At 64.3% G+C, this 24014-nt stretch carries 23 protein-coding genes; 12 read left to right on the top strand and 11 right to left on the bottom strand.

Translation table 11 applies throughout. The features are described from left to right. The first annotated feature begins 39 nt into the window (after nucleotides 1–39). Both GYH29_RS06215 and GYH29_RS06210 read left to right on the top strand, forming a co-directional pair. Complete coding sequence (locus tag GYH29_RS06215; protein WP_161523370.1) at nucleotides 40–645, top strand: LysE family transporter; 606 nt, start codon at nucleotides 40–42, stop codon at nucleotides 643–645. Between the two features lie 80 nt (nucleotides 646–725). Next, complete coding sequence (locus GYH29_RS06210; RefSeq protein ID WP_161523369.1) at nucleotides 726–1478, top strand: substrate-binding periplasmic protein; 753 nt, start codon at nucleotides 726–728, stop codon at nucleotides 1476–1478. A gap of 277 nt (nucleotides 1479–1755) precedes the next feature. On the opposite strand, the gene GYH29_RS06205 is transcribed toward GYH29_RS06210, so the two are convergent. Next, entirely contained in the window at nucleotides 1756–2178 is a 423-nt protein-coding gene (locus GYH29_RS06205; RefSeq protein WP_019100104.1) for a MarR family winged helix-turn-helix transcriptional regulator, read from the bottom strand. Between the two features lie 82 nt (nucleotides 2179–2260). Between GYH29_RS06205 and GYH29_RS06200 the strand changes: the two genes are divergently transcribed. Further along, nucleotides 2261–2836 (top strand): YIP1 family protein, encoded by a 576-nt coding sequence (locus GYH29_RS06200; RefSeq protein WP_019100103.1) that lies wholly within the window; start codon nucleotides 2261–2263, stop codon nucleotides 2834–2836. A gap of 1 nt (nucleotide 2837) precedes the next feature. Here GYH29_RS06200 and pgaD read toward each other — a convergent pair whose 3' ends face one another. The 4 genes from pgaD to pgaA form a co-directional block, all read right to left on the bottom strand. Continuing rightward, complete coding sequence (pgaD, locus tag GYH29_RS06195) at nucleotides 2838–3311, bottom strand: poly-beta-1,6-N-acetyl-D-glucosamine biosynthesis protein PgaD (RefSeq protein ID WP_019100102.1); 474 nt, start codon at nucleotides 3309–3311, stop codon at nucleotides 2838–2840. Then, nucleotides 3308–4555 (bottom strand): poly-beta-1,6-N-acetyl-D-glucosamine synthase, encoded by a 1248-nt coding sequence (gene pgaC, locus GYH29_RS06190; protein WP_232060525.1) that lies wholly within the window; start codon nucleotides 4553–4555, stop codon nucleotides 3308–3310. The genes pgaD and pgaC overlap by 4 nt, the downstream gene beginning before the upstream one ends. A 127-nt stretch (nucleotides 4556–4682) precedes the next feature. After that, entirely contained in the window at nucleotides 4683–6641 is a 1959-nt protein-coding gene (pgaB, locus tag GYH29_RS06185) for a poly-beta-1,6-N-acetyl-D-glucosamine N-deacetylase PgaB (protein WP_161523368.1), read from the bottom strand. Then, nucleotides 6641–9064, bottom strand: a complete 2424-nt coding sequence (pgaA, locus tag GYH29_RS06180) for a poly-beta-1,6 N-acetyl-D-glucosamine export porin PgaA (protein WP_052052250.1) — start codon at nucleotides 9062–9064, stop codon at nucleotides 6641–6643. Before pgaA ends, pgaB begins: the two co-directional genes overlap by 1 nt. 291 nt (nucleotides 9065–9355) lie before the next feature. Between pgaA and GYH29_RS06175 the strand changes: the two genes are divergently transcribed. Then, nucleotides 9356–9835 carry a VOC family protein gene (locus GYH29_RS06175; RefSeq protein ID WP_019100097.1) on the top strand — a complete coding sequence of 160 codons (480 nt, stop codon included), beginning with the start codon at nucleotides 9356–9358 and terminating at the stop codon, nucleotides 9833–9835. An 11-nt stretch (nucleotides 9836–9846) separates the two neighbouring features. On the opposite strand, the gene GYH29_RS06170 is transcribed toward GYH29_RS06175, so the two are convergent. Continuing rightward, nucleotides 9847–10413, bottom strand: a complete 567-nt coding sequence (locus GYH29_RS06170; protein WP_019100096.1) for a MarR family winged helix-turn-helix transcriptional regulator — start codon at nucleotides 10411–10413, stop codon at nucleotides 9847–9849. A 156-nt stretch (nucleotides 10414–10569) separates the two neighbouring features. Further along, nucleotides 10570–11418, bottom strand: coding sequence for a 5'-nucleotidase, lipoprotein e(P4) family (locus GYH29_RS06165; protein WP_107732715.1), 849 nt, complete (start codon nucleotides 11416–11418; stop codon nucleotides 10570–10572). Nucleotides 11419–11710: 292 nt separating this feature from the next. Between GYH29_RS06165 and GYH29_RS06160 the strand changes: the two genes are divergently transcribed. From GYH29_RS06160 to GYH29_RS06145, 4 genes are all read left to right on the top strand, one after another. Next, nucleotides 11711–12307: a TetR/AcrR family transcriptional regulator gene (locus tag GYH29_RS06160; RefSeq protein ID WP_019100094.1), complete on the top strand. Its 597-nt coding sequence runs from the start codon at nucleotides 11711–11713 to the stop codon at nucleotides 12305–12307. A gap of 94 nt (nucleotides 12308–12401) precedes the next feature. Beyond that, on the top strand, nucleotides 12402–13142 hold the full coding sequence (locus tag GYH29_RS06155; protein WP_019100093.1) for an NADPH-dependent oxidoreductase: 741 nt from the start codon (nucleotides 12402–12404) through the stop codon (nucleotides 13140–13142). A 45-nt stretch (nucleotides 13143–13187) separates the two neighbouring features. After that, nucleotides 13188–14288, top strand: a complete 1101-nt coding sequence (gene nemA, locus GYH29_RS06150) for an alkene reductase (protein ID WP_043593816.1) — start codon at nucleotides 13188–13190, stop codon at nucleotides 14286–14288. A gap of 434 nt (nucleotides 14289–14722) precedes the next feature. Further along, nucleotides 14723–15145, top strand: a complete 423-nt coding sequence (locus GYH29_RS06145) for a hypothetical protein (protein ID WP_146176084.1) — start codon at nucleotides 14723–14725, stop codon at nucleotides 15143–15145. An 87-nt stretch (nucleotides 15146–15232) separates the two neighbouring features. Here GYH29_RS06145 and GYH29_RS06140 read toward each other — a convergent pair whose 3' ends face one another. After that, nucleotides 15233–15904, bottom strand: a complete 672-nt coding sequence (locus GYH29_RS06140) for a UPF0149 family protein (protein WP_048414571.1) — start codon at nucleotides 15902–15904, stop codon at nucleotides 15233–15235. Nucleotides 15905–15997: 93 nt separating this feature from the next. Continuing rightward, nucleotides 15998–17686 (bottom strand): AMP-binding protein, encoded by a 1689-nt coding sequence (locus GYH29_RS06135; RefSeq protein WP_161523367.1) that lies wholly within the window; start codon nucleotides 17684–17686, stop codon nucleotides 15998–16000. Between the two features lie 145 nt (nucleotides 17687–17831). Here GYH29_RS06135 and GYH29_RS06130 point away from each other — a divergent pair, with 145 nt between their 5' ends. Continuing rightward, nucleotides 17832–18230 carry a MerR family transcriptional regulator gene (locus GYH29_RS06130; RefSeq protein WP_019100088.1) on the top strand — a complete coding sequence of 133 codons (399 nt, stop codon included), beginning with the start codon at nucleotides 17832–17834 and terminating at the stop codon, nucleotides 18228–18230. Nucleotides 18231–18658: 428 nt separating this feature from the next. Here GYH29_RS06130 and GYH29_RS24995 read toward each other — a convergent pair whose 3' ends face one another. Together GYH29_RS24995 and GYH29_RS06120 are read right to left on the bottom strand one after the other, a co-directional pair. Further along, a complete protein-coding gene (locus GYH29_RS24995; RefSeq protein ID WP_198001684.1) occupies nucleotides 18659–19012 on the bottom strand; it encodes a nitroreductase family protein in 354 nt (117 codons plus the stop codon). A gap of 309 nt (nucleotides 19013–19321) precedes the next feature. After that, on the bottom strand, nucleotides 19322–20224 hold the full coding sequence (locus GYH29_RS06120; protein ID WP_198001683.1) for an EamA family transporter: 903 nt from the start codon (nucleotides 20222–20224) through the stop codon (nucleotides 19322–19324). 129 nt (nucleotides 20225–20353) lie between these two features. On the opposite strand from GYH29_RS06120, the gene GYH29_RS06115 reads away from it, so the two are divergent. From GYH29_RS06115 to GYH29_RS06105, 3 genes are all read left to right on the top strand, one after another. Further along, the gene (locus GYH29_RS06115; RefSeq protein ID WP_081576001.1) at nucleotides 20354–20863 is read left to right on the top strand and encodes a MarR family winged helix-turn-helix transcriptional regulator; all 510 of its coding nucleotides are present in this window, start codon (nucleotides 20354–20356) and stop codon (nucleotides 20861–20863) included. Nucleotides 20864–21356: 493 nt separating this feature from the next. Next, complete coding sequence (locus GYH29_RS06110; RefSeq protein WP_161523365.1) at nucleotides 21357–23027, top strand: sensor histidine kinase; 1671 nt, start codon at nucleotides 21357–21359, stop codon at nucleotides 23025–23027. Beyond that, nucleotides 23021–23752 (top strand): LytR/AlgR family response regulator transcription factor, encoded by a 732-nt coding sequence (locus tag GYH29_RS06105; RefSeq protein ID WP_019100105.1) that lies wholly within the window; start codon nucleotides 23021–23023, stop codon nucleotides 23750–23752. Before GYH29_RS06110 ends, GYH29_RS06105 begins: the two co-directional genes overlap by 7 nt. Nucleotides 23753–24014: the final 262 nt, after the last annotated feature.

Genomic DNA, 24014 nt, shown 5'->3' with positions numbered 1-24014 from the left:
GCGACAATCGCGGCGTCTTCTTCTGAAAGCCTTATCGCGATGAACGAACTCCTGACCGTAGCCCTGCTTACCCTGCTCGCCGTGATCAGCCCCGGCGCCGACTTCGCTGTCATCACCCGCAACAGCCTGCAATACGGGCGCGGCCACGGTCTGCTGGGCGCCTTCGGCATCGCGCTGGGCGTGCAATTCCATGTGCTGTGCGCGCTGCTGGGCGTCAGCCTGCTGCTCAGCCGCACGCCCTGGCTGCTGGCCGGATTCAAGCTGCTGGGCGCCGCCTACTTGCTCTACATCGGCTACCGCACCTTCGTCCAGCCGCCGCTGGCCGCCGGCCCCGCGGAGAGGGACCGCCGGCAAAGCGCCTGGGCCGCGCTGCGCGCCGGCCTGCTGTGCAATGCGCTGAATCCCAAGACTTCGCTGTTCGTGCTCAGCCTGTTCAGCCAGGCGGTGAACGCGGACACGCCGCTGTCGCTGCGCGCGGGCTACGGGCTATTCATCTCCGCCGCGTATCTGGCCTGGTTCGCGCTGGTGGCCTTGCTGTTTACTCAGCCGCGGCTGCACGCCGGCATGCTGCGCCGCCAGCGCGGCTTAAACCGGATCATAGGCTGCGCCTTGATCGGCCTGGGCACCGCGCTGGCCCTGCGCTGAAACCGCCCATTTGTCATCAAGCAGGCCCTTTTGTCTGGCAAACTGCCATGCTGTGAACCATCACGCATAACGGACAAAAAATGGTCATACCGGGGACTCTCATCCGCCCGCTGCTGGCGGCGCTTGGCGCATGCTGGGCGCTATCGGCCGCGGCGGCCGACATCAACGCCTATACCGAGGATCTGCCGCCGCTCAGCTATGTGGAAAACGGCCGGGTCAAGGGCTATGCCGCCGAGGCCTTGCGCCTGGTCGCGGCGGAGGCCGGGCTCAGCCTGGAAATTGAAGTTCAGCCCTGGCTGCGCGCATACGCCACGGTGCGGAAAACGCCGGACGCGCTGTTGTTCGCCATGGTGCGCACACCGGAGCGGGAAACGCAGTTCCAATGGGTGGGGCCGATAGGCCCTCGCCGCGTCTTCCTGTATCGGCTGTCCGCCCGCCGCGACATCCGCCTGGGCAACGCGGCCGACGCGCGGCGCTATCGGGTGGGCGCGCTGGCCGGCTCCGCCGCCTTCAGCCGGCTGGCGGCGCTGGACCCGCGGCGCGAAGGGCTGGACGCCGGCCAGGACGACGCGGCCAATCTGAACAAGCTGCTGCTGGACCGCGTCGATCTGGTGGCGATGCTGGACTGGGCGATGCGCTGGCATCTGGACAAGCTGAAACTGCCGCCGCGCACGGCCGCGCCGGCTTATTTGCTGGACGGCGGAGGGCAATACTGGTTCGCACTCAATCCGGACACGCCGCCCCAGCGCGTCTTCCGTTTGCAGAAGGCCTTGAACCGCGTCGCCGCGGACGGCCGGCTGCGGCTGCTGCGCCGGCGCTATCTGGGCGATTAAGAGCCGCTGACAAAACCTCGCAGAGAACCTGAGCCAAGGCGCGTCGACGCAGAAAACAAAGTTTCTGCGAAGCTACAGTACAAGTCGTACGCCAAGGAGGCGCAACGCAGGATCAGGGGCTTTTGTTAGCTGGTCTAAGAACCTGTTTACGATCTTGCGAGCTAAGGCGAGACAAGGCGAAAACAAGCGAAAAAGCGGAGTGTACATACGGTACATGAGCATTTTGAGTTTGTTTTTAACGCGGTATCGCCGACGCGCAGCAGATCGTAAACAGGTTCTAAGCCGGGTCGAAGCCCGGCGGCGCAAGCTTATCGCGCAGCAGGCGGATTTCGTCGCGGTGCAGCGCGGCCAGCGCCTGCGCCTGGTTGCGGCCGGCCTCGGTCAGATGGATTTCCACCTGCCGCCGGTCGTCGCGGCCGGGCCGTCGCCGCACCAGGCCCAGCTCCTCGCAGCGGCTGGCCAACGCCACCACGCCGTGGTGATGGGATTGCAGACGTTCCGCCAGTTCGCCCACCGTGGCCCAGTCGCGGCCCGGATAGCCTTGCACATGCAAGAGCAGTTGGTATTGCAGCGGGGTCAGGCCGTGGCCGCGGCAGGCGTCTTCGCTGAAACGCAGAAACACGCGTAGTTGATGGCGGAATTCGGACAGGCGTTCAAAATCCGCCTTGCTCAGGACGGGGGAGTCTGAAAAGGGATTCATGCTTGAATTTATATCACATCATGATACATATTGAGAGTATGTAACCGCCCGCCATGCCAGACCGTCCTCAAGGAGCTTTGCCATGAAACTAAGCCATTATCCGAAGATGCTGTTTTCCAGCCACGGCGGCTGGGACGCGTTGCGCGGGAGGCCGCCGTCGCCGCGCAGCTTGATGCTGAAGCTGGTGCTGCCGTTCTCGCTGCTGCCCGCCTTGATGATCTGCTACGCCGGGCTGGCCCACGGCCAGCTCTACGCGCCCGCAGCCGGCCTGGACCGCTGGCTGGCCGCCGCTGCCTTGTTTTTCATCGCGGAGCTGGCCACCGTGCCGCTAATGGCCTGGACGCTGCAAACCCTGGCCTCCAGCCACAAACTGGCCGCGGGTTTCGATCAGTGCTTCCTGTTGGCGGCCGGCGCGGCGGTGCCGCTGTGGCTGTCCAGCCTGGCCTTGCTGGTGCCGGATCTCGCCTTCAATCTGCTGGGCGCGCTACTGGGCCTGGCCGCGGCCTTCGCCCTGCTCTACCACGGGCTGCCGGCCATATTGGGACTGGAAGAGGAAGTAGAGTCCCAGCACTTCGCCTATAGCGCGCTGTGCGCCGGCGCGGCCGCCTGGGCTTTGTTGCTGGCCTTGGTGCTGCTGCCTTTGTTCGGCGGCTGGTGATTCAAGCGGGCGGCGGCAACCGCGTCACGGTTTCGATGCGGGCGATGCCGCCCTCGCCGCAATGATGGACCACCGCCACCTTGGCGGCCTGGCCCTCGCGCAGTTCGTCCGGCGGCAAACCCAGATCTTCCGCCAATTTCTCCAAAGTGACGTTGGGGATCGGGCTGCGTTTCTGCTTGCCGGTGAAGCGCCAGTAATTGATGCGCGACCAAAGTAGCAGACATAAGCCGATCAGCGCGATCTCAAAGCCGTAGTCGAGCAGCTTGCCCAGGTGTTCCGGCGCATCCTCCGCGCGGAGCGCCGCAGGCAACACGTCCCGGCCCCAGATCAGGTAGCCGACATAGGCCAAGGCCGGCAGCCACAGATAGAACCACGCCAGCCAGCACACCAGAGTCATCAACCAGGACAGCAGCCGCTGCAAGGCGCTCATATTGTGCGAGGCCTGGATGATCAGGCCGTCTCCCAGCCGGCTCATGCCCTCACTCCCCGGTCCGGGCTGACCCAGCGCGCGCGCTTGCCCTTTTTGCGGAACACGGCCTGCGGGAAAGCCACGATCGTTGTGCAGACGTTCAGCAGCCAGTAAACCAGCGGATACCAGACCATCCAGTAGTAGTTCTTGCCCAGCTTGGCGTCGTACTGGCTGTCCATCATCTTGCTGATCATGAACTGCAGCATGCAGGTGCCGCCCAGCACCATGCCGTGCCAGCGCGGGATCAGCGGCGTGCCCACCTGGGGCAGCCAGTCGCCCAACACCAGGCTCAGCAACCAATACACGATGATGCCGGCCATGGTGTAGGACCAGACCACGCTGAGGAAGTATTCGGAGTACACCGGCCACATGTGGCGATGCCGCCAGGTGCGCAGCACCCAGGCGTTGCGCATCAGCGCCTGGGTGCCGCCCTTGGCCCAGCGCAGCCGCTGCTTCCACAAGCCGCGCAGGGTTTCCGGCATCAAGATCCATACCAGCGCGCGCGGTTCGAAGCGCACGTTCCAGTGCTTGAGCTGGAGTTTCCAGCTGATGTCGATATCCTCGGTCAGCATGTCCTCGCTCCAGTAACCCGCCTGGTAAACCGCGGTCTTGCGGAAGGCGGTGATCACGCCGGACACGGTGAACAATCTGCCGTAAGTGCGCTGCGCGCGCTTGATCAGGCCGATGATGGCGGTGAATTCCCCCACTTGCAGCCGCCCCAACAAGGTGGTGCGGTTGCGGATGCGGGGGTTGCCGGTGACCGCGCCCACGCGCGGCGAGGTCAGGAAATGGCGCATCAGCCATTTGCCCGCGTACGGGTCCAGCAGCGCGTCGCCGTCTATGCATAGCAGGTATTCATGACGCACAAGCGCCAGCGCGGTGTTGAGCCCCACCGCCTTGCCCTGGTTGGTGGCCTGGTGCACCACGCGCAGCCGCGGATGCGCGGCGGCCAGTTCGTCCAGGATGGCGCCGGTGGCGTCCCGGCTGCCGTCGTTGACCGCGATCACTTCGAAGTCCGGATAGTCCAGCGCCAGCGCGTAGGCCAAAGTCTCGCGCACGTTGTCTTCCTCGTTGTAGCAAGGCACCACCACGCTCAGAGGCGGATAATCCAGCACTGGCGGCTGGTTCAGCGGCGGATCTTTTCTTTCGTAGTGGAGGTAGTAATGCACCGCCCCCACCATCCACAAATACGCCATGAACAACGGATAAAAAAAGGCATATGCCAGCAGCAATATCAATGCCAGGTCCACAACACGTCTCCTCGCCCCTTGATGCGATGAATCATCAATCGTCTAACGGTCCCGCCGCCCCATGAGCAGGGCCCGGCTCCGGCCGCGGCGCGCCTTGTCGCAGGCGCTTGGCCACCGCCGTCGGCCTTCATTCTTCCGGATGCGCCGTCAGCGAAAACACCCGCTTGAACGCCTTCAGCCTGGGTTGGTCATGGAACAAATCATCCGGGTAGTAGGCGATATGCCGCGCGCCCAGTGTGTTGAGCTCGCGTACCGTGGCCGCCAGTTCCGCGGTGGGAATCGGCTTGCGGCTGCGCCAATCGACCGCCTGCAGTTCGAACACGGTTTTTTCCAAGGCACCCGGCTTGGCCGCCACCTTGTCGAACAGCCGGCGCATCCAGGCCTTGGGGTCGGCCGCGTTTTCCATATACGGCATCGCCATCACCGCCACCCGATCGTAACGGTTCAACGCGCTGTCGAAGGACTGGGCGAACCAGGTTTCCGAATCCGGGTTGAGCACCACCTCGGCGTAGAGATTGCGCGCGGTGCGCAAGTCCGGCTGGTATTGGCGCACCACGGCCGCTAGTTCCATGCTGAAGTCGTCCAGCAAGGCGGTTTTGGCGCGGGTCCAGCGCGCCATTTGCTCTGGATCGGCGCGCACTTCGGCCACGTCGGCGGCCAAGCCCTGCCCTTGCCGCGCTTGACGCGCCGCCTGGCCGGCATCTTCGAAATCGGACAGGGTGGCGTCGTCGTGGAACAACAAGCCGCCGAAGCGGGAGCTGCGCGCCAGGTCTTCGTAAATTTCGCGGATCAGCTGGCGCACCGGCGGGGAATACGGGGTTAACCGCGCATAGCCCTGCACCTTGGCCTGAGCGCCTCCGGTCTGCTCCGCCAGCACCCGTTCGCCTGCCAGCGGATGGCCTGCCGGCAGGGCAAAGCCCAAAAGCGGCATCCAGGCGTAGACCCTGACGTTGGCCCGGGTCTGCAATTGCCAGGCGGCGCGGTTGAAGAGGTCCGCGCGCATCGGCAGATGGCGGTTGGGGAAATACAGCGCCTGCGCCACGCCGTCGCCGTCGGGATCGGCAAAGGCCTGAAGGTAGACGGTGCTCACGCCCATGGCCTTGACCCGGTCCAGCAGCCGGCCCAGGTTTTCGTCTTGACGTTTGGGGTCGGGGTCGTAGATGTAATCCAGATCCACGTGCATGATGCGGCTGGGTTCGGGCCGGACGCCGTCCGGCCAGCCGTTCAGCTGCTTGAATTGGTAAGCCAGATCGGCCAGGTCCATATTGGCGTCCAGCAGCACCCGGCGGAGCGAGGACAGCGGGGTGGCGCGGTCGTTGATGCCCGCGCCCAGCCCCATGGTCACCGGCATGCCCTCCTTCGCCGCCACCTTCGCCCCCTGCGGCGAATAGCTGCCGTAAGGCCACACCATCGCTCTGGGCGCCGCGCCCAGCCGCGCCTTGAGCAGCGCGCTGTTGCGGCGCAAATCGTCGCGGATGCGCGCCAGATAAGCCGATTCGCTTTCGTAGCCGCCGGCGCGGTAGGCGCGGGCGGTCAGGGCCGGCTCAAGATTGCCCTGGGGATTGGCCAGCACGCCCAGATGAGAGGCATAGCTATGGCTGGCCACTTCCACCAGGCCGCTGGCCCGCATTTCGCGGATTTGCTCCCAGCTCAGGAATTTGCTCCGCCCCGCCACGCCGTCGCCGTAGCTGACCTGGCTGCCCTCGGGCGCTTCCAGCCAACTGCCCACCAGCGCAATCACGGCCGGCGCCTGGAACAGCTTCAGCACCGGATAGACATTGGTGTACACGCTGCGGTAACCGTCGTCGAAAGTCAGCAGCACCGCCTTGTCCGGCAAGGGCTTGCCGCCGGCGCGATCGTCCAGCACCTGCTGCAAGCTGACAAAGCTGTAGCCCTGGCCCCGCATCCATTCCATCTGTTTCACCAGCGCGCGGGCATCCACCGCGAACGGGTCCGACGCGCCGCTGTCGGTCTTGTCCACCTCGTGGTAGCACAGGATCACCAGCCGACCGGCCGCCGCTTGCGCCCAGCCGCTCCACAACAGGCAGGCCGTCATCAGGGCCGCCAGCCATTGTTTCATTTTCATCAGAAGCGCCAATCCAGATTGAGATACACCTTGTTGCCGGTTTCCGCCTTGCCGTCATAGGGATGGCGCACCCGGGTGAAGCCGTAGCGCAGGCTGCCGCGGCTGCCCCAGCGCCACTCTTGTTCCAGCAGCAGACCCCACACGCCGCCGGCGCCGAAGTCACGCTGGGTGTAACTCCCCAGCGTCAAGCCCAGGCGCTGATGCCAGGTGGTTTCGTACTCGCCCCACAGCTTCCATTCCTGCATCGCCGTCACCGAGGCCTCGCCGTCGGCGCGCGGGTTGAAGTAGCGGGCGGACGGCACCGCGTCGTTGGCGCTGGCCGCCAGCGTCAGAATGGTGTTGAGCTTGTAGCGCGGGCCGCTGACCCAGCGCTGGTCCCAGTTGGCCGACACCGCACGGCGCAGATTGCCGTCGGACAAGGACAGAGCCTCGGCTTGCAAGGCGTAGCTGCGATAGTCGTCGGCGCGGTATTGCAGGCTCAGTTGGGTCCGGTTGCCGCGCACATCGTCCAGGCGGCCTTTCAACGGCGCTTCAGCGCTGTTCAGCTCAAAGCGAGCACCCAGTGTCCAATAGTCGTCCGGCGTCCAGTCGTAGCCGGCGAAAGCGCCGCCGCGACGCCCGCCGTCTATCTGACCGGTAAGGCCGAATTCGCCGCGCCCTTGTTCGCCGCGCCATTCCGCGCCCATTCCCAGCGCCTCGTAACGTGCCGAGGCCGTCTCGTTCACATAGCTGGCGCGTTGCAACTGGTGCAGACCAAACAAGCGCCAGTGGCCGAACGGCGAGGAATACAGCCGCGCCGAGCTTTCCCAGGCGTTTTGTTCGCCCGCGCCCTGGCCGCCGCTCAAATCCTTCTTCCCCTCCAGCACCAGCTCCGGCCGCCGTTCCAGCCGGGCGCGTTCCCTCAGCTGGCGCACGCCGGCATTGTCCACATCCAGCTCGCTCAGCCTCAGCAGCTGGCGGTCCGCCTCGTCCAGCTCCTGCAAGTCCAGCGCGGCGCCGGCCAAGCCGGTTGCCGCCGCTTCCGGCTGGTCCGGCTCGTCCACGCTCAGCCGAGTGAATACGCCTCGCGCCAGCCGCGGCCAGCCGCGCATCAGTGCCAGGCTGCCCTGGTTCTGTCGCAATTCGGGATTAAATGACGCTTCGTCCAGCAAAGCCTCCATCTTCTTCCAGCCCCCGCGGGTGTCCTCTTGGTAGGCGGTCACCATCGCGTCCAGCAAGGCCACGCGCTGGAACGCCGGATTGAACACGCGCCGGCCGCTGGCGCGGTCGGTTTTCAGCCGGGGAGCGGTGGCTTGCAACGCGGCCAGCTCCCGGCGGCAGGCGGCGTGCTGGCCGGACTCCAGCAGGGCGTAAACCAGGCCGATGCGCCAATCCAGCGCCTCGTCCGCCTGCGGCGCGTCGCGCAACGCCGAGCGGTACAGCTCCTCTGCGCGCAGCGGCTGGCGCTGGTTGAGGTAAGCGTCGGCCAAGGCCGCGCGGGCATACGGCGACCACGCCTGGCCGGCCTGCCGCCGGTCCAGAGCGATGGCCTGCGCCGACAAGCCGCGCTGCTGCAACATTTGCACGCGGTCGTCCGCGGCCAGCGCGGCGAACGGCGGCCGCGCGGCTTCAGGCCGCGCCGCGATGTCCTGATTAAGCTTCAGCGCCGCGTCGGTTTGCGCGTGCCGGCCAGGTCCGCTGTCCTGGCTTTCCTGAATGCGTCCCCAACGACTCAAAGTCGCCGCGCGGTCGAAATCAACCTGCAAGGCCAGCCGGGGATCCGCGATAGACGCTTGACCTGCCTGCCACGGCGCCCCCAAGCGGAGCAAGCAGCCCAGATAACTACGCTCCAGCTCCGGGTCTCCGGGAAAGCGCGCCCGCGCGCGGATCAGATAGTCCAGCGCCCGGGTCAGGTCCCCGCTTTGCAGCAAGACGTATGCACGCGCTCGGGTCAACTCCAGTTCGTCGGCCGACGAGCCGGCCGGCGCGGCGTCCAGAGTGGCCAGCGCCGCCGCGCCGTGTCCGGCCTCGGATTGGGCCATCGCCAGCCCGGCGCGATAACTGGCCGCCGGCTGACGCGCCAACAACAAACGGTACAACCGTTCGGCCTCCGCCGCGTCGCGCTGGTCGCGCGCAACGCGCGCCAGCAGCGTCAGCGCGTCCGCCGACATGTCGGCTTCGTGACCCGGCAGCAGCCGCAAGGCCTCCGCGCCGCGCCCGCTCCAGCACAACAGGGTCAAATAATCGTCCAGCAAGGGCGCGGCCAACGGTCCTCGCGCGCGCTCCCGCTCCAGCATCGCCAGCGCCGGCGCAGTCTGCCCTGCCCTAGCCTGGACAATGGCCGCCGCGTACTCCGGCTGTTTCCAGACCGGCGTTTCCGCGCCCGCCGCGGCGCCGGCCAACAACAAACCAGCGGTCAGGCTGGTGAATAGATTTCGCGTCATGCTTGACCCGTCATGGTCTCTATCAACATCGAGTTATAAGTTATTAAACCAATACTAAATTTCACTTAATTAGATAGCAAGCTTTTTTTTCTATTTAAATCTATGATTTAAAATTATCCGCATGAAAACCGACCCCACTCGCATGAGGCCAATATAGCCGCTGGCGCGCAGCTTGCTGGTTCGACTGACGATTCCATTCTTCCCAATAAAATATGCTTGACGTATAGTACGCATAACGTACTATATAACGACAGGCGGCCGCCTTACCTCATCCACTCAAGGAATCAAACTATGCCTATCGAAGTATTGGAATTGCACCATCATGGCTTGCGCATGCCGCTGAACCTGGTTGAGGCCATGGGCGCGTTTTATCGCGACGTGCTGGGCCTGGACGCCGACGGCGGCCGCTGGCACATCCCCGGGGTACCCGGATTTTTCCTGGACCTGGGCAACGACTGCCAGATTCATCTATTGGGCAACGACGGCGTGTCTCCGTATGCGCAGGGCGCGGATCAGGATCCGGTGGACAATCACGTAGCGCTGGCGGTGAGGAACATCGCCCAAGCGGAGGCGGAATTGCTGCGGCAAGGCATCGTCCACTGGAAACAGGCCAATGTCGCCGCGCCGGAACTGACGCAATTGTTCCTGCGCGACCCGGCCGGCCACTTGATAGAGCTGCATCAGATCGGCCACTGCCGCTGCAAAGCCAGCGACCGCGCCCGCGCCGACGCGCTGGCGGCGGCGGGCGCGCAGCCCAGCGCGCCGCGCTGATAAAGACGGGTTCAGTCCGCTTTCAATCTACTCCACACCTTGGCTAGCAAGGACCAAAGCGCCGCGCATTCGCTCTCGTCCAGCGCCTCGGTCAGGCGCTGGCAAGCGCGCCAGAAGCCCGGCAGCGCTTGCCGCAGCAGTTCCCGGCCGGCATCGGTCAAGCTCAAATCCAGGCTGCGGCGGTCTTCGTCGCGCAGTTGCCTTTGCAGCAGACCGCGCCGTTCCAGCCAATCCAGCTGGCCGGTAACGGTGGAGCGGGTCACGCCCAGATAGTCGGCTATCGCCGACGGGGTGAGCGGCCCGTTCCGCCACCATCCCCGCTCTTGCAGCGAAAACAGCATCAACACGTTCAGCTTGCTTTCAGTCACATCCAAAGCCTGCAGATCCGCGTTCACCGCGTCCAGCACGTCGTCGCTCAACCACAGCAGCAGCAGGCCGAGCTTGGCGTGGGTCTGGCTCACCTCCTCGCCGGCGCTATGCGCCAGCAATTGCAAATGTGGGGCGATGGCCGGCTCCAGCGCGCGCACGGCGGCGGAGGCATCGGACGGAGGAAAGGAGGTGGCGGCGTCGGCGGGCATGGCTTCAAGACATAGAGGAGGAATCAAACCCGCGGCAGGCTTCGCCTACCGCGGAAACGAGGGCAGCGCGCGGCGCTCCCGCGGCTATCATAGTGGCGGGCACGGCGCGAAGCAAACGCCCGTAGGATCCAGGCTCGCCAGATCGTAAACGCGTTCTCAGGGCGCCGGCCGCCAGGCGGACTTGCTGGCCGCTTTCTTGAATATCTCGCGGTTGCGGTCCGTGGCCGGCGGTTCGGAATCGCCGAAGATGGCGCGCATCCAGTGGCCGTCGGTGGGATTGGGCATCAGGATGAATTTGCGGCCGAACAGCTCGCGGTCTTCCTCCATCAGCCGCGCCCGCTCGTCCACATTCTTCACATAGTATTTGCGTTGGAAATCGTTGAGGTTGTCTCCCAGCAGAAGCACCACCTCGTACTGGGCGGCAATCTCCTTCTGCCTCGGCTCCTTGTTGGAGCTGTCCCGCAGAATGGTCACGTGTTTTTCGTCGACGTAGGGGAAGCCGACGGCGCGCAAATTGCCCAGCGCGTACTCATAGGTTTTGTCGCCCTGGTCACGGCTGCTGACGTAGAACACTTCCACGCCCTGCGACTTGGCGTAATTGAAGAAGTCCAGCGCGCCGGGTGTGGCGGTGAGCTTGTTTTCCGGAATCCATTTGTCCCAGATCGCGTCGTCGAAGAAATCCCGGTCCTTCTGGATCAGATAGCCCCAGTAATTGACGGCGTTGAGCACGGTGTCGTCGATGTCGGTGATCACGGCCAGCGGTTTGTCGCCGGGCTTGCGCGCCGCCAGCGCCTGATCCAGCCGCATCCGCGCCAGATTGAAAGCCTGGTGGTAGAGCGCGCGGTATTCCGCCGCGGTCTGCTTCCAGGCCGCCGCGGCGATCAACAGATTGTTGCCGCCGTTGCCGGACGGGCCGTTGCGGTTGTCGGCCTCGGCTGCCTGCGCGCCGTATCCTACGCTGAGCGCGCACAGCGCGGCGATGGCGGCGCGGCTGAGTTTGTTCATGGGAATCTCCTTTGTCGTTTGCTCTTGTCCAGGTCCCGGACACCACGGAACCTGGACAATCTACCTTGAGACGACCTAGCTTTAAACCTGTTTATGATCTCGCGAGCTAGAGCGAGACTTTGCACGGGTTTTTAGCGTAAACCCGGCACCTTAATGAGAATTGATTCTTATTATCAATATTTGCCATACCAAAAGCATGCCCTGTCCGCCTGATTTGCCGCCAACGCCTCGCCTCCCCCGAGGATTGAAAAATTTCTTGAAACTAGACGACCGGTCTAGTAGACTTCAGCCCATGTCACGTCCCAACCAGTTTTCAGACACTCGCGAACACCTGCTGGCCACCGGCGAAGCCATCATTCTAGGCAAGAGCTTCTCCGCCGTGGGCCTGGCGGAAATCCTCGGCGCGGCCGGCGTGCCCAAGGGTTCGTTCTACCATTACTTCCGCAGCAAGGAAGGCTATGGCGTGGAACTGCTGCGCCGTTATTTTGAGAAATACGACGGCAGACTGGTTAGCTTTCTGTCCAAGGACGCCGGCAGCGCCCGCGATTGCCTGTTGCATTATTTCGACGGCTGGCTGGAAACCCATCGCTGCGACGAGCCGCAACGCTGTTGCCTGGCGGTGAAGCTGGCGGCCGAAGTGTCCGACCTGTCCGAGCCGATGCGCGAAGCGCTGGCCGAAGGCATGAGCTTTGTAGTGCGCAATTTGGCCGCTTGCATCCGCCGCGGCCAACAGGAAGGATCGCTGGACGCGGACCTGCTGCCGGACGAAACCGCCAGCGCGCTGTACAGCTTGTGGGTGGGCAGCGCGCTGCTATTCAAGACCCAACACTCGCGCGCCCCGCTGCTGGCGGCGATGACGCACACGCAACAAATTCTGCGCGCTCCGTAAACAACACGAAGCCGCTCGCACACTCCCCGCTCCCCGGAGCGGGTTATTTTGAAATTACAACTAGACGACTGGTCTACTTTAAGGAGCCTAAAGCATGAACCCGACACTGGAACTGATGCAAGAGCACCGCAGCGTGCGCAGCTACCAGGACAAGCCCATTCCCGCCGAGGTGCTGGATGCAGTGCTGGACGCCGCCTGGAAAGGCCCCACCTCCATCAACGGCCAGCAAGTGACGCTGGTGGTGGTTCAGGATGCGGAACGCCGCCGGAAAATCGCCGAGATCGCCGGCGGTCAGCCGTGGATCGCCCAAGCGCCGGTCTTCGTCGCCATCGTGCCGGATTTCTACAAGACTCGTATCGGCGTGGAAAAAGCCGGTTCCGAGCAAGTGATACACAACAGCGTGGAAGCCTTCGCCGTCGGCGCGGTGGACGCCGGCATCGCGCTGGGCAACCTCATGACCGCGGCCCGCTCCGCCGGCCTCAGCGTGGTGCCCATCGGCGGCATCCGCCGCGATCCGCAGGCCATGGTGGAGCTGCTGGAACTACCGGAACTGACCTTCCCGCTGGTGGGTGTGGTACTGGGCTACGCCGATCAGGACAGCGCGATCAAACCGCGGCTGCCGCGCGCCAGCTTCGTGCATCGTGAACGCTACCAAGCGGCGGAACTGCCTGCAATGATCGCGCAGTACGACGCCGCCATCATGGATTACTGGAAGAGCATTCAGCGCGCAGACGGCCAGCCCTGGTCCGCCAACACCGCGCAGTACTACCGCAACGTGTATTTCCCGCAGGTCGCGCCGGTGGCGCGCAAACAGGGTTTCGGCTTCGATCAGTGATCGCGCCCATCTCATTTTCTCCCGCTTAGAGCCAAGGAAACCGCAATGCAAGCCGACAAACTGTTCACCCCGCTGCGCGTAGGCGCCGTGACCCTGAAAAACCGAGTGGCGATGGCGCCGCTGACCCGGCTGCGCAACACCGAGCCGGGCGACGTACCCACCGCGCTGGCGGAAACCTATTACGCCCAACGCGCCGGCGCCGGCCTGATCGTGGCCGAAGGCACCCACATCTCCCCCACCGCCAAGGGCTACGCCGGCGCGCCGGGCATCTACAGTGAAGCGCAAGTGACGGCCTGGACCAAGGTCAACGCCGCGGTGCACGCCAAGGGCGGGCTGACGGCGCTGCAGCTGTGGCACACCGGCCGTATCTCCCATCGCTCGCTGCAACCGGACGGCGAAGCGCCGGTGGCGCCGTCGGCTATCCAAGCCGACAGCCGCACCAATATCCGCGCCGCCGACGGCAGCCTGGTGCGCGAGCAGTGCGATACCCCGCGCGCGCTGGAAGTCTCCGAGCTGGCCGACATCCTGGAAGACTACCGCCGCGCCACCGACAACGCGCGCCGCGCCGGTTTCGACCTGGTGGAGATCCACGGCGCCCACGGCTATCTGCTGGACCAGTTCCTGTCGCCCCAGGCCAATGTCCGCACCGACGAATACGGCGGCAGTGTGGAGAACCGCGCGCGCTTCCTGCTGGAGGTGGTGGACGCGGTGGTGTCGGAATGGGACGCCGATCACGTGGGCATCCGCATCTCGCCGCTGGGCATCTTCAACGGCATCAGCAACACCGACCAACTGGACATGGCGCTCTACCTGGCCGAAGAGCTGGCCAAGCGCAAATTGGCCTTCCTGCACATTTCCGAGCCGGACTGGGCCGGCGGCCCGGTGCTGGACGAAGGCTTCCGCCAGGCGCTGCGCCAGCGTTACCCGGGGGTGATCATAGGCGCCGGCGCCTATACCGCCGAGAAGGCCGAAACTTTGATCCGCAAAGGCTATATCGACGCCGCCGCCTTCGGCCGCAGCTATATCGCCAACCCGGACCTGGCAGAACGCCTGCAAAGCGGCGCGCCGCTGAACCCGCCGGACCCGGCCACCTTCTACGGCGGCGACGAGCGCGGTTATACCGACTACCCGTCCATGAATAGCTAAGCCGCCGCTCACCGCCAAACATGCGGCGCGTCTCCCCTCCCGTGGGAACGCGCCGTTTTTTCATTGCCTCCCCCATCCAGGCTTGCCGGCCGGCTATTTTCCGCCCTCAGCCGATACCGGCCGCGTAAGCAAGCATTGACGGGCTTTTAACGCCAGGCATGCGCCTTGACCGGGCAGCGGGCAACTGTGCACAATCGCTGCCGTGCCGTTCCTCGCGGCACCGGACTTGGCCGTCCGGCGAACTACACTGCGAACAAGCGCTTGAGTCTTGCGTTTGGATCGCTGCACTCGTGCGCGCTCACAATGGCGGGCCGGGTGGGGACACCTTAGCGGGTGTGCCGGAGTCGTGTAGTCCGGTCGGCCAACCCTGTTCGGTCTGCCACCTCCGCTTGGCCGTGGGGGTGGCAATGAAAAACCGCTACACGGAGGTGATCATGTCGATCAAAACCCCATCCCGCCGCCATTACCGTCCGGACCCGGACCCAACGTCCCGCGCGGAATTGCCGTTTGCCGGCAACGCGTCCAACCGGCGCGGCGTCCATTGTTGGCAAGTTCCGCCCATAGACGACCAACACGCCGCGCATTTGCTGGGCCGCGAATTCGCAGGACATTTCATCAAGTATTTGCAGGACAACCCCGACAACGGCCTGCACAATCTGCTCGCTCAAATCGCCGCGGACATCGACTTTAGCGACGACAGCGCCGCCAAAGGCTATTGGGAAGGCTTCTTCAGCCTGCTGGAGCAAGTGCTGGCGCTGACCACCTCTCTATTGGACGTATTCGACTACATCGACCGGCTCAACGCCCGGGAGGCCGCCGAACGCGCGCTAAAGTCCGCAGCAACCCCCGGTACTTAACAATTTCAGCAAGCGCCGAGGCGCCTCAGCATGAAAAAAGGAAGCCGCAAGGCTTCCTTTTTTTGGGTTCCGCGCCGGGCGCCGGAATCAGTTGCGGCCGCAGCAGGCCTTGTACTTCTTGCCGCTGCCGCACGGGCAGACGTCGTTGCGGCCCACTTTGTCGCCGTCGCGGCGCACGGTGCTGGGCGCCTGTTCCTTGGCGCGCCAGTAGGTGTGAACCGCGGCCAGCGCTTCCAGCATTTCTTCCTTGTAGCCTTCCACTTCCTCGTCGCTGAAGGTCAGCAGATCTTCGCCGTCCTCTTGCTCGAAAGCGCCGCCCAACACCAGCATCGGCATCATCAGGCTTTCGAAGCCCTCGTCCTCGTCGGCCACTTCGAACCAGTCTGTGTCCACCACGTCCAGCGCGTAGAGGAAGGCGTTGGCCCACGGCCAGTAATCCGGCTCGTCGCTGTCGCTGTCGTCTTCCGCGTACAGGATCAGGTCCAGTTCCTCGCCATTCGCCAGCGCGGCGGCGGTGGCGTCGTACAGCTTCTGCAGCAGGGTTTTCAGCTCGGCCGCGTCGTCCGCGTTCTCAAAGGCCGGCGCGTCGCCCAGCACTTCTTCCAGCCAGAAATCGGCGTCCACCGCGTCCGGACCGCACGCCAGCGCGGCGAAAAAGCCCTGCACTTCGTCCGGGCGCATGGTGCTGCCGCTGGCGGACAAGGGGGTCAGCAGGTTTTCCAGACGCAGCAGATCGGCGTCGTTGAATACGGTAGTCATGATGGATTCCTCAGCTTAAAGATCGGTCTGGCGGCATTGTAAGCCAAAAAGCCCCGGCAAGCCGGGGCTTTTGTTCCCATGGTTTGCGACGGGTCAGGCGGTCTTGCCGTCCGCCAGCCCCAACTTCTCCTTCATCTTCTCCCGCATCACGAATTTCTGAATCTTGCCGGTAATGGTCATCGGGAAACTATCGACGAATTCGATGTAACGCGGAATCTTGTAATGCGCGATCTGCCCCTGGCAAAAAGCACGGATATCGTCGGCGCTGGCGCTTTCGCCGTCGCGCAGCCGGATCCACGCGCACAGCTCCTCGCCGAAGCGCTCGTCCGGCACCCCGATCACCTGCACGTCCTGAATCTTGTGATGGCGGTAGAGAAACTCCTCCACCTCGCGCGGGTAGATGTTCTCCCCGCCGCGGATCACCATGTCCTTGACCCGGCCTACGATGTTGACGTAGCCGTCCGCGTCCATCTCCGCCAGATCGCCGGTGCGCATCCAGCCGGCGGCGTCTATCGCCTCGGCGGTCTTGGCCGGGTCGCCCCAATAGCCGGGCATCACCGAATAGCCGCGGGTGTGCAGTTCCCCGCTCTGGCCGCGCGGCACGATGCGCCCTTCCACGTCGACGACCTTCACCTCCACATGCGGATGGATGCGCCCCACCGTGGCCACGCGCTTGTCCAGCGGCGTGTCGGTGGCGCTCTGGAAGCTCAGCGGACTGGTCTCGGTCATGCCGTAGCCTATGGTCACCTGGCTCATATTGAGCTGGCTGGTCACCCGCTTCATCACTTCGATAGGACACGGGCTGCCGGCCATGATGCCGGTGCGCAGCGTGGACACGTCGTAATCGGAAAAATCCGGCCGGTCCAGCACCGAGATGAACATCGTCGGCACCCCGTGCAGGCCGGTGCAGCCCTCCTCCTGCACCGTGCGCAACACCTCCTGCGCGTCGAAGCTCTCCGCCGGAAACACCATGGTCGCGCCGTGGCTCAGGCACAGCAAGGTGCCCAGCACCATGCCGAAACAGTGGTAGAGCGGCACCGGAATGCACAGCCGGTCGTCCGGGCCGAAGGCCATCGCCGCGCCGGCGAAGTAGGCGTTGTTCAGAATATTGTGATGGGTGAGCGTGGCGCCCTTGGGGCTGCCGGTGGTGCCGGAGGTGAACTGGATGTTGATCACGTCGTCGAACTGCAGCGTCTCGCCCAGGCTTTGCAGGCCCGCCTTCTCCTCCGCCGACGGCGCGGCCATCAGGTCGGCGAAATTGAGCATGCCCGGCGTGCGCTGCTGCCCCAGGCGGATCACCATCTCCAGCTGCGGCATGGCGGCGGACTTGAGCCGGCCCGGCTCGCAAACGGCCAGCTCCGGCAGCAGATCGGCCGCCATCGCCAGGTAGTCGCTGCTCTTGAAGCTGGGCGACAGGACCAGCGCGCGGCAACCCACCTTGCTCAGCGCGTATTCCAGCTCGGAGCGGCGGTAGGCCGGATTGATGTTGACCATGATAAGGCCGGCCTTGGCGGTGGCGAACTGAGTCAGTACCCATTCGGCGTTGTTCTGCGACCAGATGCCGATGCGATCGCCGGGCTTGAGCCCCAGCCGGATCAGGCCGCAGGCCAGCCGGTCCACTTGCTCGCGCAGCTCCTCGTAGCTCCAGCGTATCTGCTGGTGGCGCACCACCAGCGCCTCGCGGCGGCCATGCTCGCGGCAGGTCTGGTCGAACAATTGGCCTATGGTCTGGCCGATCAAGGGTTGCGGACTGGCGCCGTGGACATAGCTGGGCAGGGTCATCTCAATCTCTCTCCTGGTAGACGGTACGTATCGCTCTTGTTTTTTCATTCATCCCATAAGTTGACGATTACGTAAACGTAAATCATGCTAGGGCTGAGAACGCGTTAAAAAAAAGCTACAATCGCCGCTTGCCCTGGAACACACCATGACCGAACCCGAATTCTTCAGCATCTCCGACCTGGCGCGCGATTTCGACGTCACCCTGCGCACCATCCGCTTCTACGAGGAACAGGGCCTGATAGAACCCCAGCGCGACGGTCGCCAGCGGGTATTCAACCGCCGTGACCGCGCCCGGCTCAAGCTGATCCTGCGCGGCAAGCGCATCGGTCTGTCCTTATCCGACATCCGCGAAATCCTGGACATGTACGAACAGGCCCACGACGAGGCCAGCCAGTCGCAAAAACTGCTGGACTTGGTACTGGAGCGCCGCCGCCAGCTGGAAGAACAACGCCGCGACATCGACGCGGTGCTGGAAGAAATCACCCGCCTGGAAAGCCACTGCCGCACGGTGCTGGCGCAGCCGCCGGCCGCGCGCAGCGCCTGATCGATTCAAACCGGCTCAAGGCCTCGCCAGCGATAAGGCAGCAGCCATCGAGCCGGCTTTCAGAGCCTGTTTACAATCTTTTGTAAGCGCGATAGAGCGTTGCTAGAAACGCAGGAAACCACGTATCCGATGGGCCCCTGCTCCCTTCAAGCCTGCCGACGGGTGGCAGGCCCGAGGTCTTAAGCGGCTGCCTGTTCGAGCAGCGCGACGGTAGCGCGCTGCGAGTCCAGCCGCGCCTCGGGACTGACGGGAACCGGCGGGAAGCCGTAGGCCAGGCTTGCAGGGCGGCCTTTAGGGTAAAGGGAGATTTGGCCGCGCAAATCTCCCTTTCCGTTTGCCGGGCGGAACCAGCCCTAAACCATCATCCGCGTAGCGGATTCAATGCTTTGAACAATACTTCCGATCAAAAAAGATCGTAAGACAGACCATCAAGCCAACACCATCACCTCGGCCACCGGCCGGCGCGGCTTCTGCGGCCAATTGCCGGCCGCCGCGCGCCCCACCGTCACCAGCATCACCGGCAACTCGTCCGCGGCCAGGTCAAACTCCCGCGCCACCGCCTCGGCGTCGAAACCGCCCAGCGCGCAACTGGCCAGGCCGCGCTCCTCCGCCGCCAGCAGCAAAACCATCGTCGCCAATGAGGCGGAACGGATCGCCTCGTCGCGCTGCGCGCGCGTCGTCCTGGTGAGCGCTCTCCGCCGCGCGCAGCCAGCCGTCGCGTACCGCCGGCGGCAGGATGCCCGCGTCCACCGACGGCCGCAGCGACGCCTCCAGCCCGCGATGCGCGTTCAAGGTGCCGCAGCAGATAAAGGTCACCGCTGCGTCGGCCACTTTCTGCTGGCCGTAGCTGGCCGCCTGCAAGCGACGCTTGGCCTCGGCGCTGCGCACCGCGACGAACTTCCAGTTCTGCAAATGGTAGGCGCGACGGCGCGCGGGTGGCGGCGTTCAGCAGTTGCTCGATCTCCGCATCCGCCAACACGTGGGCGGGATCGAAATGATTGGCCGACACGCGGTTTTCCAACAGGGTTTGCAAAGCGCTCTTCATGGACAGACTCCTTATGATGATTTCTTCTGATTGATTTCATTACCGCTCAAGACCGGACGCGCGCCGCGCCGGCCATGATCTGATTGTCCGCCGCCGGCGGCGCGGCCATGCTGCGCTGCACCGCCAACACGCTGGCCAGCACCGTGGCCAGGCCAGCCAGCTGCAACAGCCCCAGCGCCTGCCCCAGCAGCAGCCAGCCCAGCAACACCGCGGTCAGCGGGCTGAGCAAGCCCAGCGAGGACACCGCCACCGACGGCAGCCGCGTCAGCCCGCGGAACCACAGCAAATAGGCCAACAGCGCGCCGAACAGGCACAGATAGCCGTAGCCCAGCCACTGCGCCGCGCCCAGCGTCGGCAAGGCCGGGTCCAGCGCCCAGGCCAGCGGCGCCAGCATCAGCCCGCCCAGGCCCAGCTGCCAGCCGGTCAAGGCGGCCAGCGGCGCGTCCGGCCGCCAGCGCCGGGTCAGATAAGTGCCGCTGGCCATCGCCGCCGCGCCGCCCAGCGCCGCCAGCATGCCGACGCCGTCCCAGACCGCACCCGGCGACAACAGCAAGGCCGCCATGCCGGCCACCCCGGCCACGCCGGCCCAGGCGGCCGCCCGTGCCGAACGGCGGCCATCCAGCCCCCAGGCCAGGCCCATCACCAACAGTGGCTGGGTGGCGCCCAACACCGCGGCCAGGCCGCCCGGCAAGCGGTAGGCGGCCACGAACAACAGCGCCTGGAACACGCCGATGTTCAAGGCGGACAAGACCAGCAGGCGGCCCCAGTCGCCGCGCCGCGGCAGGTGGCGGCTGGCCAAGATCAACAACAAACCGGCCGGCAGCACCCGCAACAAGGCGGCGGTGAACGGCCGGTCCGGCGGCAGCAGCTGGGTGGTGACGATATAGGTGGAGCCCCAGATCGTCGGAGCCATCGCGGTCAACAACACATCGCTCCAACGGGAGGCCATCAGGCGCGCAGACATGGGCATTCCTTTCGCAATCGCTTATAATCGCATCGAAAACTGACTTGAATTCAAGATAACATTGCCTTGAATTCAAGACAAATAAAATCTTGAATTCAAGATAAAGGAATGTGCATGACGCAACAGAACGCCGGCGACGCCGTGGACGCCATCCTGGCGCAATGGCACCGGGAACGGCCGGACCTGGACGTGGCGCCGATGGGCCTGATCGGCCGGCTGCGCCGCTGCTCCACCCTGCTGCAACAAAGGCTGGACGCCACTTTCGAGCAATTCGGCCTCAGCGGCTGGGAATTCGACGTGCTGGCCACGCTCAGGCGCGCCGGCGCGCCGCACAGCCTGGCGCCCACCGCGCTGTTCTCCTCGCTGATGATCAGCTCCGGCACCATGACCCACCGCTTGAAAGTGCTGGAAAGCAAGGGCTGGATAGATCGCCCCGCCTGCGCCGAGGACGCGCGCAGCACCCTAGTGCGCTTGACTGAAAGCGGGCTGGAGCTGATAGACCGCGCCGTCACCGCCCACGTGGCCAACGAGCACGCCATCCTGTCCGGCCTCAACCAGCGCAGCCAGGACGCGCTGGACCGCAAGCTGGCGGAGTTGTTGGCTACGCTAGAACCTCATCCTTAAGAGCCTGTTCAAAGTCTGTGGCAGTTCGGCGATACGGCATTGTGAGCTGCGATGGAAACCACGTACCCGATGCGCCCCAGATCCCTTCAAGCCTGCAGCCGGGTGGCAGGTCCGAGGTCTTAAGCGGCTGCTTGTTCGAGCAGCGCGACGTTAGCGCGCCATCACTGAGCGAATCTAAAGATTCGCACGTAGAGAGTTCAGCCGCGCCTCGGACCTGACGGGAACCGGCGGGAAGCCGTAGGCCAGCCTTGCAGGGTGGCCTTTAGGAGTGGAGAGGATATTTGGCCAAGCAAATATCCTTTCCCTGTCCGCCGGGCAGCCCCGGCAATGAAAACCATCATCCGCGCAGCGGATTCAATAGCATGGGAATCAAGAGCCTCCAGCCATGACGCCCGCCTAATCTGCGCCCGCCTGCGGCCAAAGCCCGCCGCATGGCTTAAAATCAGGGCTTGAGGCCGGCCCCTGCGGGCGCGGCCGCCCCACTCCCAACGCCATGATAGAAAACCAAGCCATGCTGCTGGCGGTGTTCGAACGGGCCGCGCTGATGTTGATGGCGCTGTTCTTCCTCACCCGCACCCGCCCGTTTCAACACCTGCTGCGCAAACAGGACCACAGTCCGGCCGAACTGGCGGCGGTGTCGCTGCTGTTCTGCCTGTTCGCCGTGTTCAGTACCTATACCGGCATTCCGGTGGACGGCTCGCTGGTCAATGTGCGCATCATCGCCATCCTGTCCGGCGGCATCCTGTTCGGCCCCTGGGTGGGCATACCGGCCGGCATCGTCTCCGGCCTGCACCGCTACCTGATCGACATCAACGGCTACACCTCGCTGCCCTGCCTGATCTCCAGCGTCTGCGCCGGCCTGCTGGCCACCTGGATCCACTGCCGCGCCGACAGAGGACGGCTGTGGCTGTACGGCATCCTGGCCGGCATGCTGTGCGAAGGGCTGACCATGGGCCTGATCCTGCTGCTGACCGAGCCGGCGGTAGGCGTGCCCATCGTCCGCCACATCGCCTTCCCGATGATTGTCGGCACCGTCTGCGTCGGCCTGATCATCAAGCTGGTGCAAGACCTCAACGACGAAAAAGAACTGCTGGCCGCGCGCCAGGCCAAGCTGGCGCTGACCATAGCCAACCGCACCCTGCCCTATTTCCAGAACCTGGACCGCGACGCCATGGTCCAGGTCTGCACCGTGATCCGCGACCAGCTGGACGCCGACGCGGTGGCCATCACCAACACCTCGGACGTGTTGGCTTACGTGGGCCTGGGCAAGGACTACTACGAGATGGACGAGCACTCCGCCATCGGCGCCATCACCCGCCAGGCCATCGCCGGCGACCAGATCATCATCGAGAACAATCTGCAGCAATACCACCTGGCGGACTTCCACTCGGTGATCATCATCCCGCTGCGCGAAAAAGCCGGCGTCAGCGGCACCCTGAAAATCTTCTACCGCAAGAGCCACGGCATCAGCACGCCGCTGCGCGAAGTGGCGGTGGGCCTGTCCCAGTTGATCTCCACCCAGATGGAAGTGTCGCGGGTCAAACAACTGGAAGAGATGGCGCGCAAGGCGGAATTCAGCGCGCTGCAAAGCAAGATCAACCCGCACTTCCTGTTCAACGCCCTGAATGCCATCTCCTCGCTGATCCGCATTCAGCCGCAGCAGGCGCGCCAGCTGATCTCCAACCTGGCGGACTACCTGCGCTACAACCTGTCGCTGGGCGACCGGCTCATCGACATCCAGGAAGAACTGCAACAAGTGCGCGACTACGTGGCGATAGAACAGGCGCGCTTCGGCGCCAAGCTGACGGTGGAATTCGATATCGACGACGTCCACGTGCGCATCCCCAGCCTGCTGTTGCAGCCGCTGGTGGAAAACGCCATCCTGCACGGCATCCAGCCGCGCAAGGAGCCGGGCCGGGTCAGCATCGCGGTCAAGCGCGACGGCGACAAGGTCCATGTCTGCGTGCGCGACACCGGCTACGGCGTCAGCCAGGAAGTGCTGGACGGCGTGGCCGCCGGCACGCTGTCCAGCCGCAGCATAGGCCTGAGCAATGTCAACCAGCGGCTCAAACTACTGTACGGAGAAGGTCTACGGCTGACCCGGCTGGAGCCCGGCACCGCCGTTTGTTTCGATCTGCCCGCCACCGAGGAGCCGGCATGCTGAAAGCCCTGATCGTGGAAGACGAATACCTGGCGCGCGAGGAACTGGCCTATCTGATCCGCGAGCACAGCCGCATCGACATCGTCGCCAGCGTGGAAGACGGGCTGGAAGCGTTCAAATTCCTGCAGGAACACGAGGTGGACGTGGTGTTCCTGGACATCAACATCCCGTCGATAGACGGCCTGCTGCTGGCCAAGAACCTGCACAAATCGTCGCGGCCGCCGCGCATCGTCTTCGTCACCGCTTACAAGGAATTCGCGGTGGAAGCGTTTGAAGTCGAGGCTTTCGACTACATCCTCAAGCCCTATAACGAAGCCCGCATCATCAATCTGCTGGCCAAGCTGGAAGCGCAGACCCCACCAGCGGCCGCCGCCGCACCGGCCGAGGCCCCGGCCGCCAGCCGCACCGTCAACCTGGTCAAGGGCGACAGCATCATCGTCACCCCCTGCGAGCAGATCTACTACGCCGAGGCCGACGAGAAAGTCACCCTGGTCTACACCGCGCACGACCGCTACGTGATGTCGATGAGCATCAGCGAATTCGTCGCCCGCCTGCCGGCCGACAGCTTTTTCCGCTGCCACCGCTCCTACTGCGTCAACATCCACAAAATCCGCGAAATCGCGCCCTGGCTCAACAGCACCTACATCATCAAACTGTACGAGCTGAAGGCGGAGATTCCGGTCAGCCGCAGCAATATCAAAGCCTTCCGGCAGTTGATGCATCTTTGAGCGTTGGTCGCCCGCGCGGCGCATTAAACCGGCTGCCAGCCGGCTCCTGAATAAGAACCTGTTCATAATCTGCTGCGCTGCGGCGATACGGCGTTGAAACCGGCTTCGAAATGCTCATGTACCCTATGTACACTCCGCTTTCTCAGCCGTTTTCGCCTTGTCTCGCGCTGGCTCGCGAGATTTTGAACAGGCTCTAAGGCCAGACATTCCATTGGCAAGCCAGCTTGGCAATGGAAATGCCATCCACTCATGCGCGCCATTT

The sequence above is a fragment of the Chromobacterium haemolyticum genome, assembly GCF_009936155.1.
Classification (GTDB): Bacteria; Pseudomonadota; Gammaproteobacteria; order Burkholderiales; family Chromobacteriaceae; genus Chromobacterium; species Chromobacterium haemolyticum.
The sequence above is the reverse complement of the archived record's forward strand: the minus strand, read 5'-3'. Positions and strand labels throughout refer to the sequence as shown.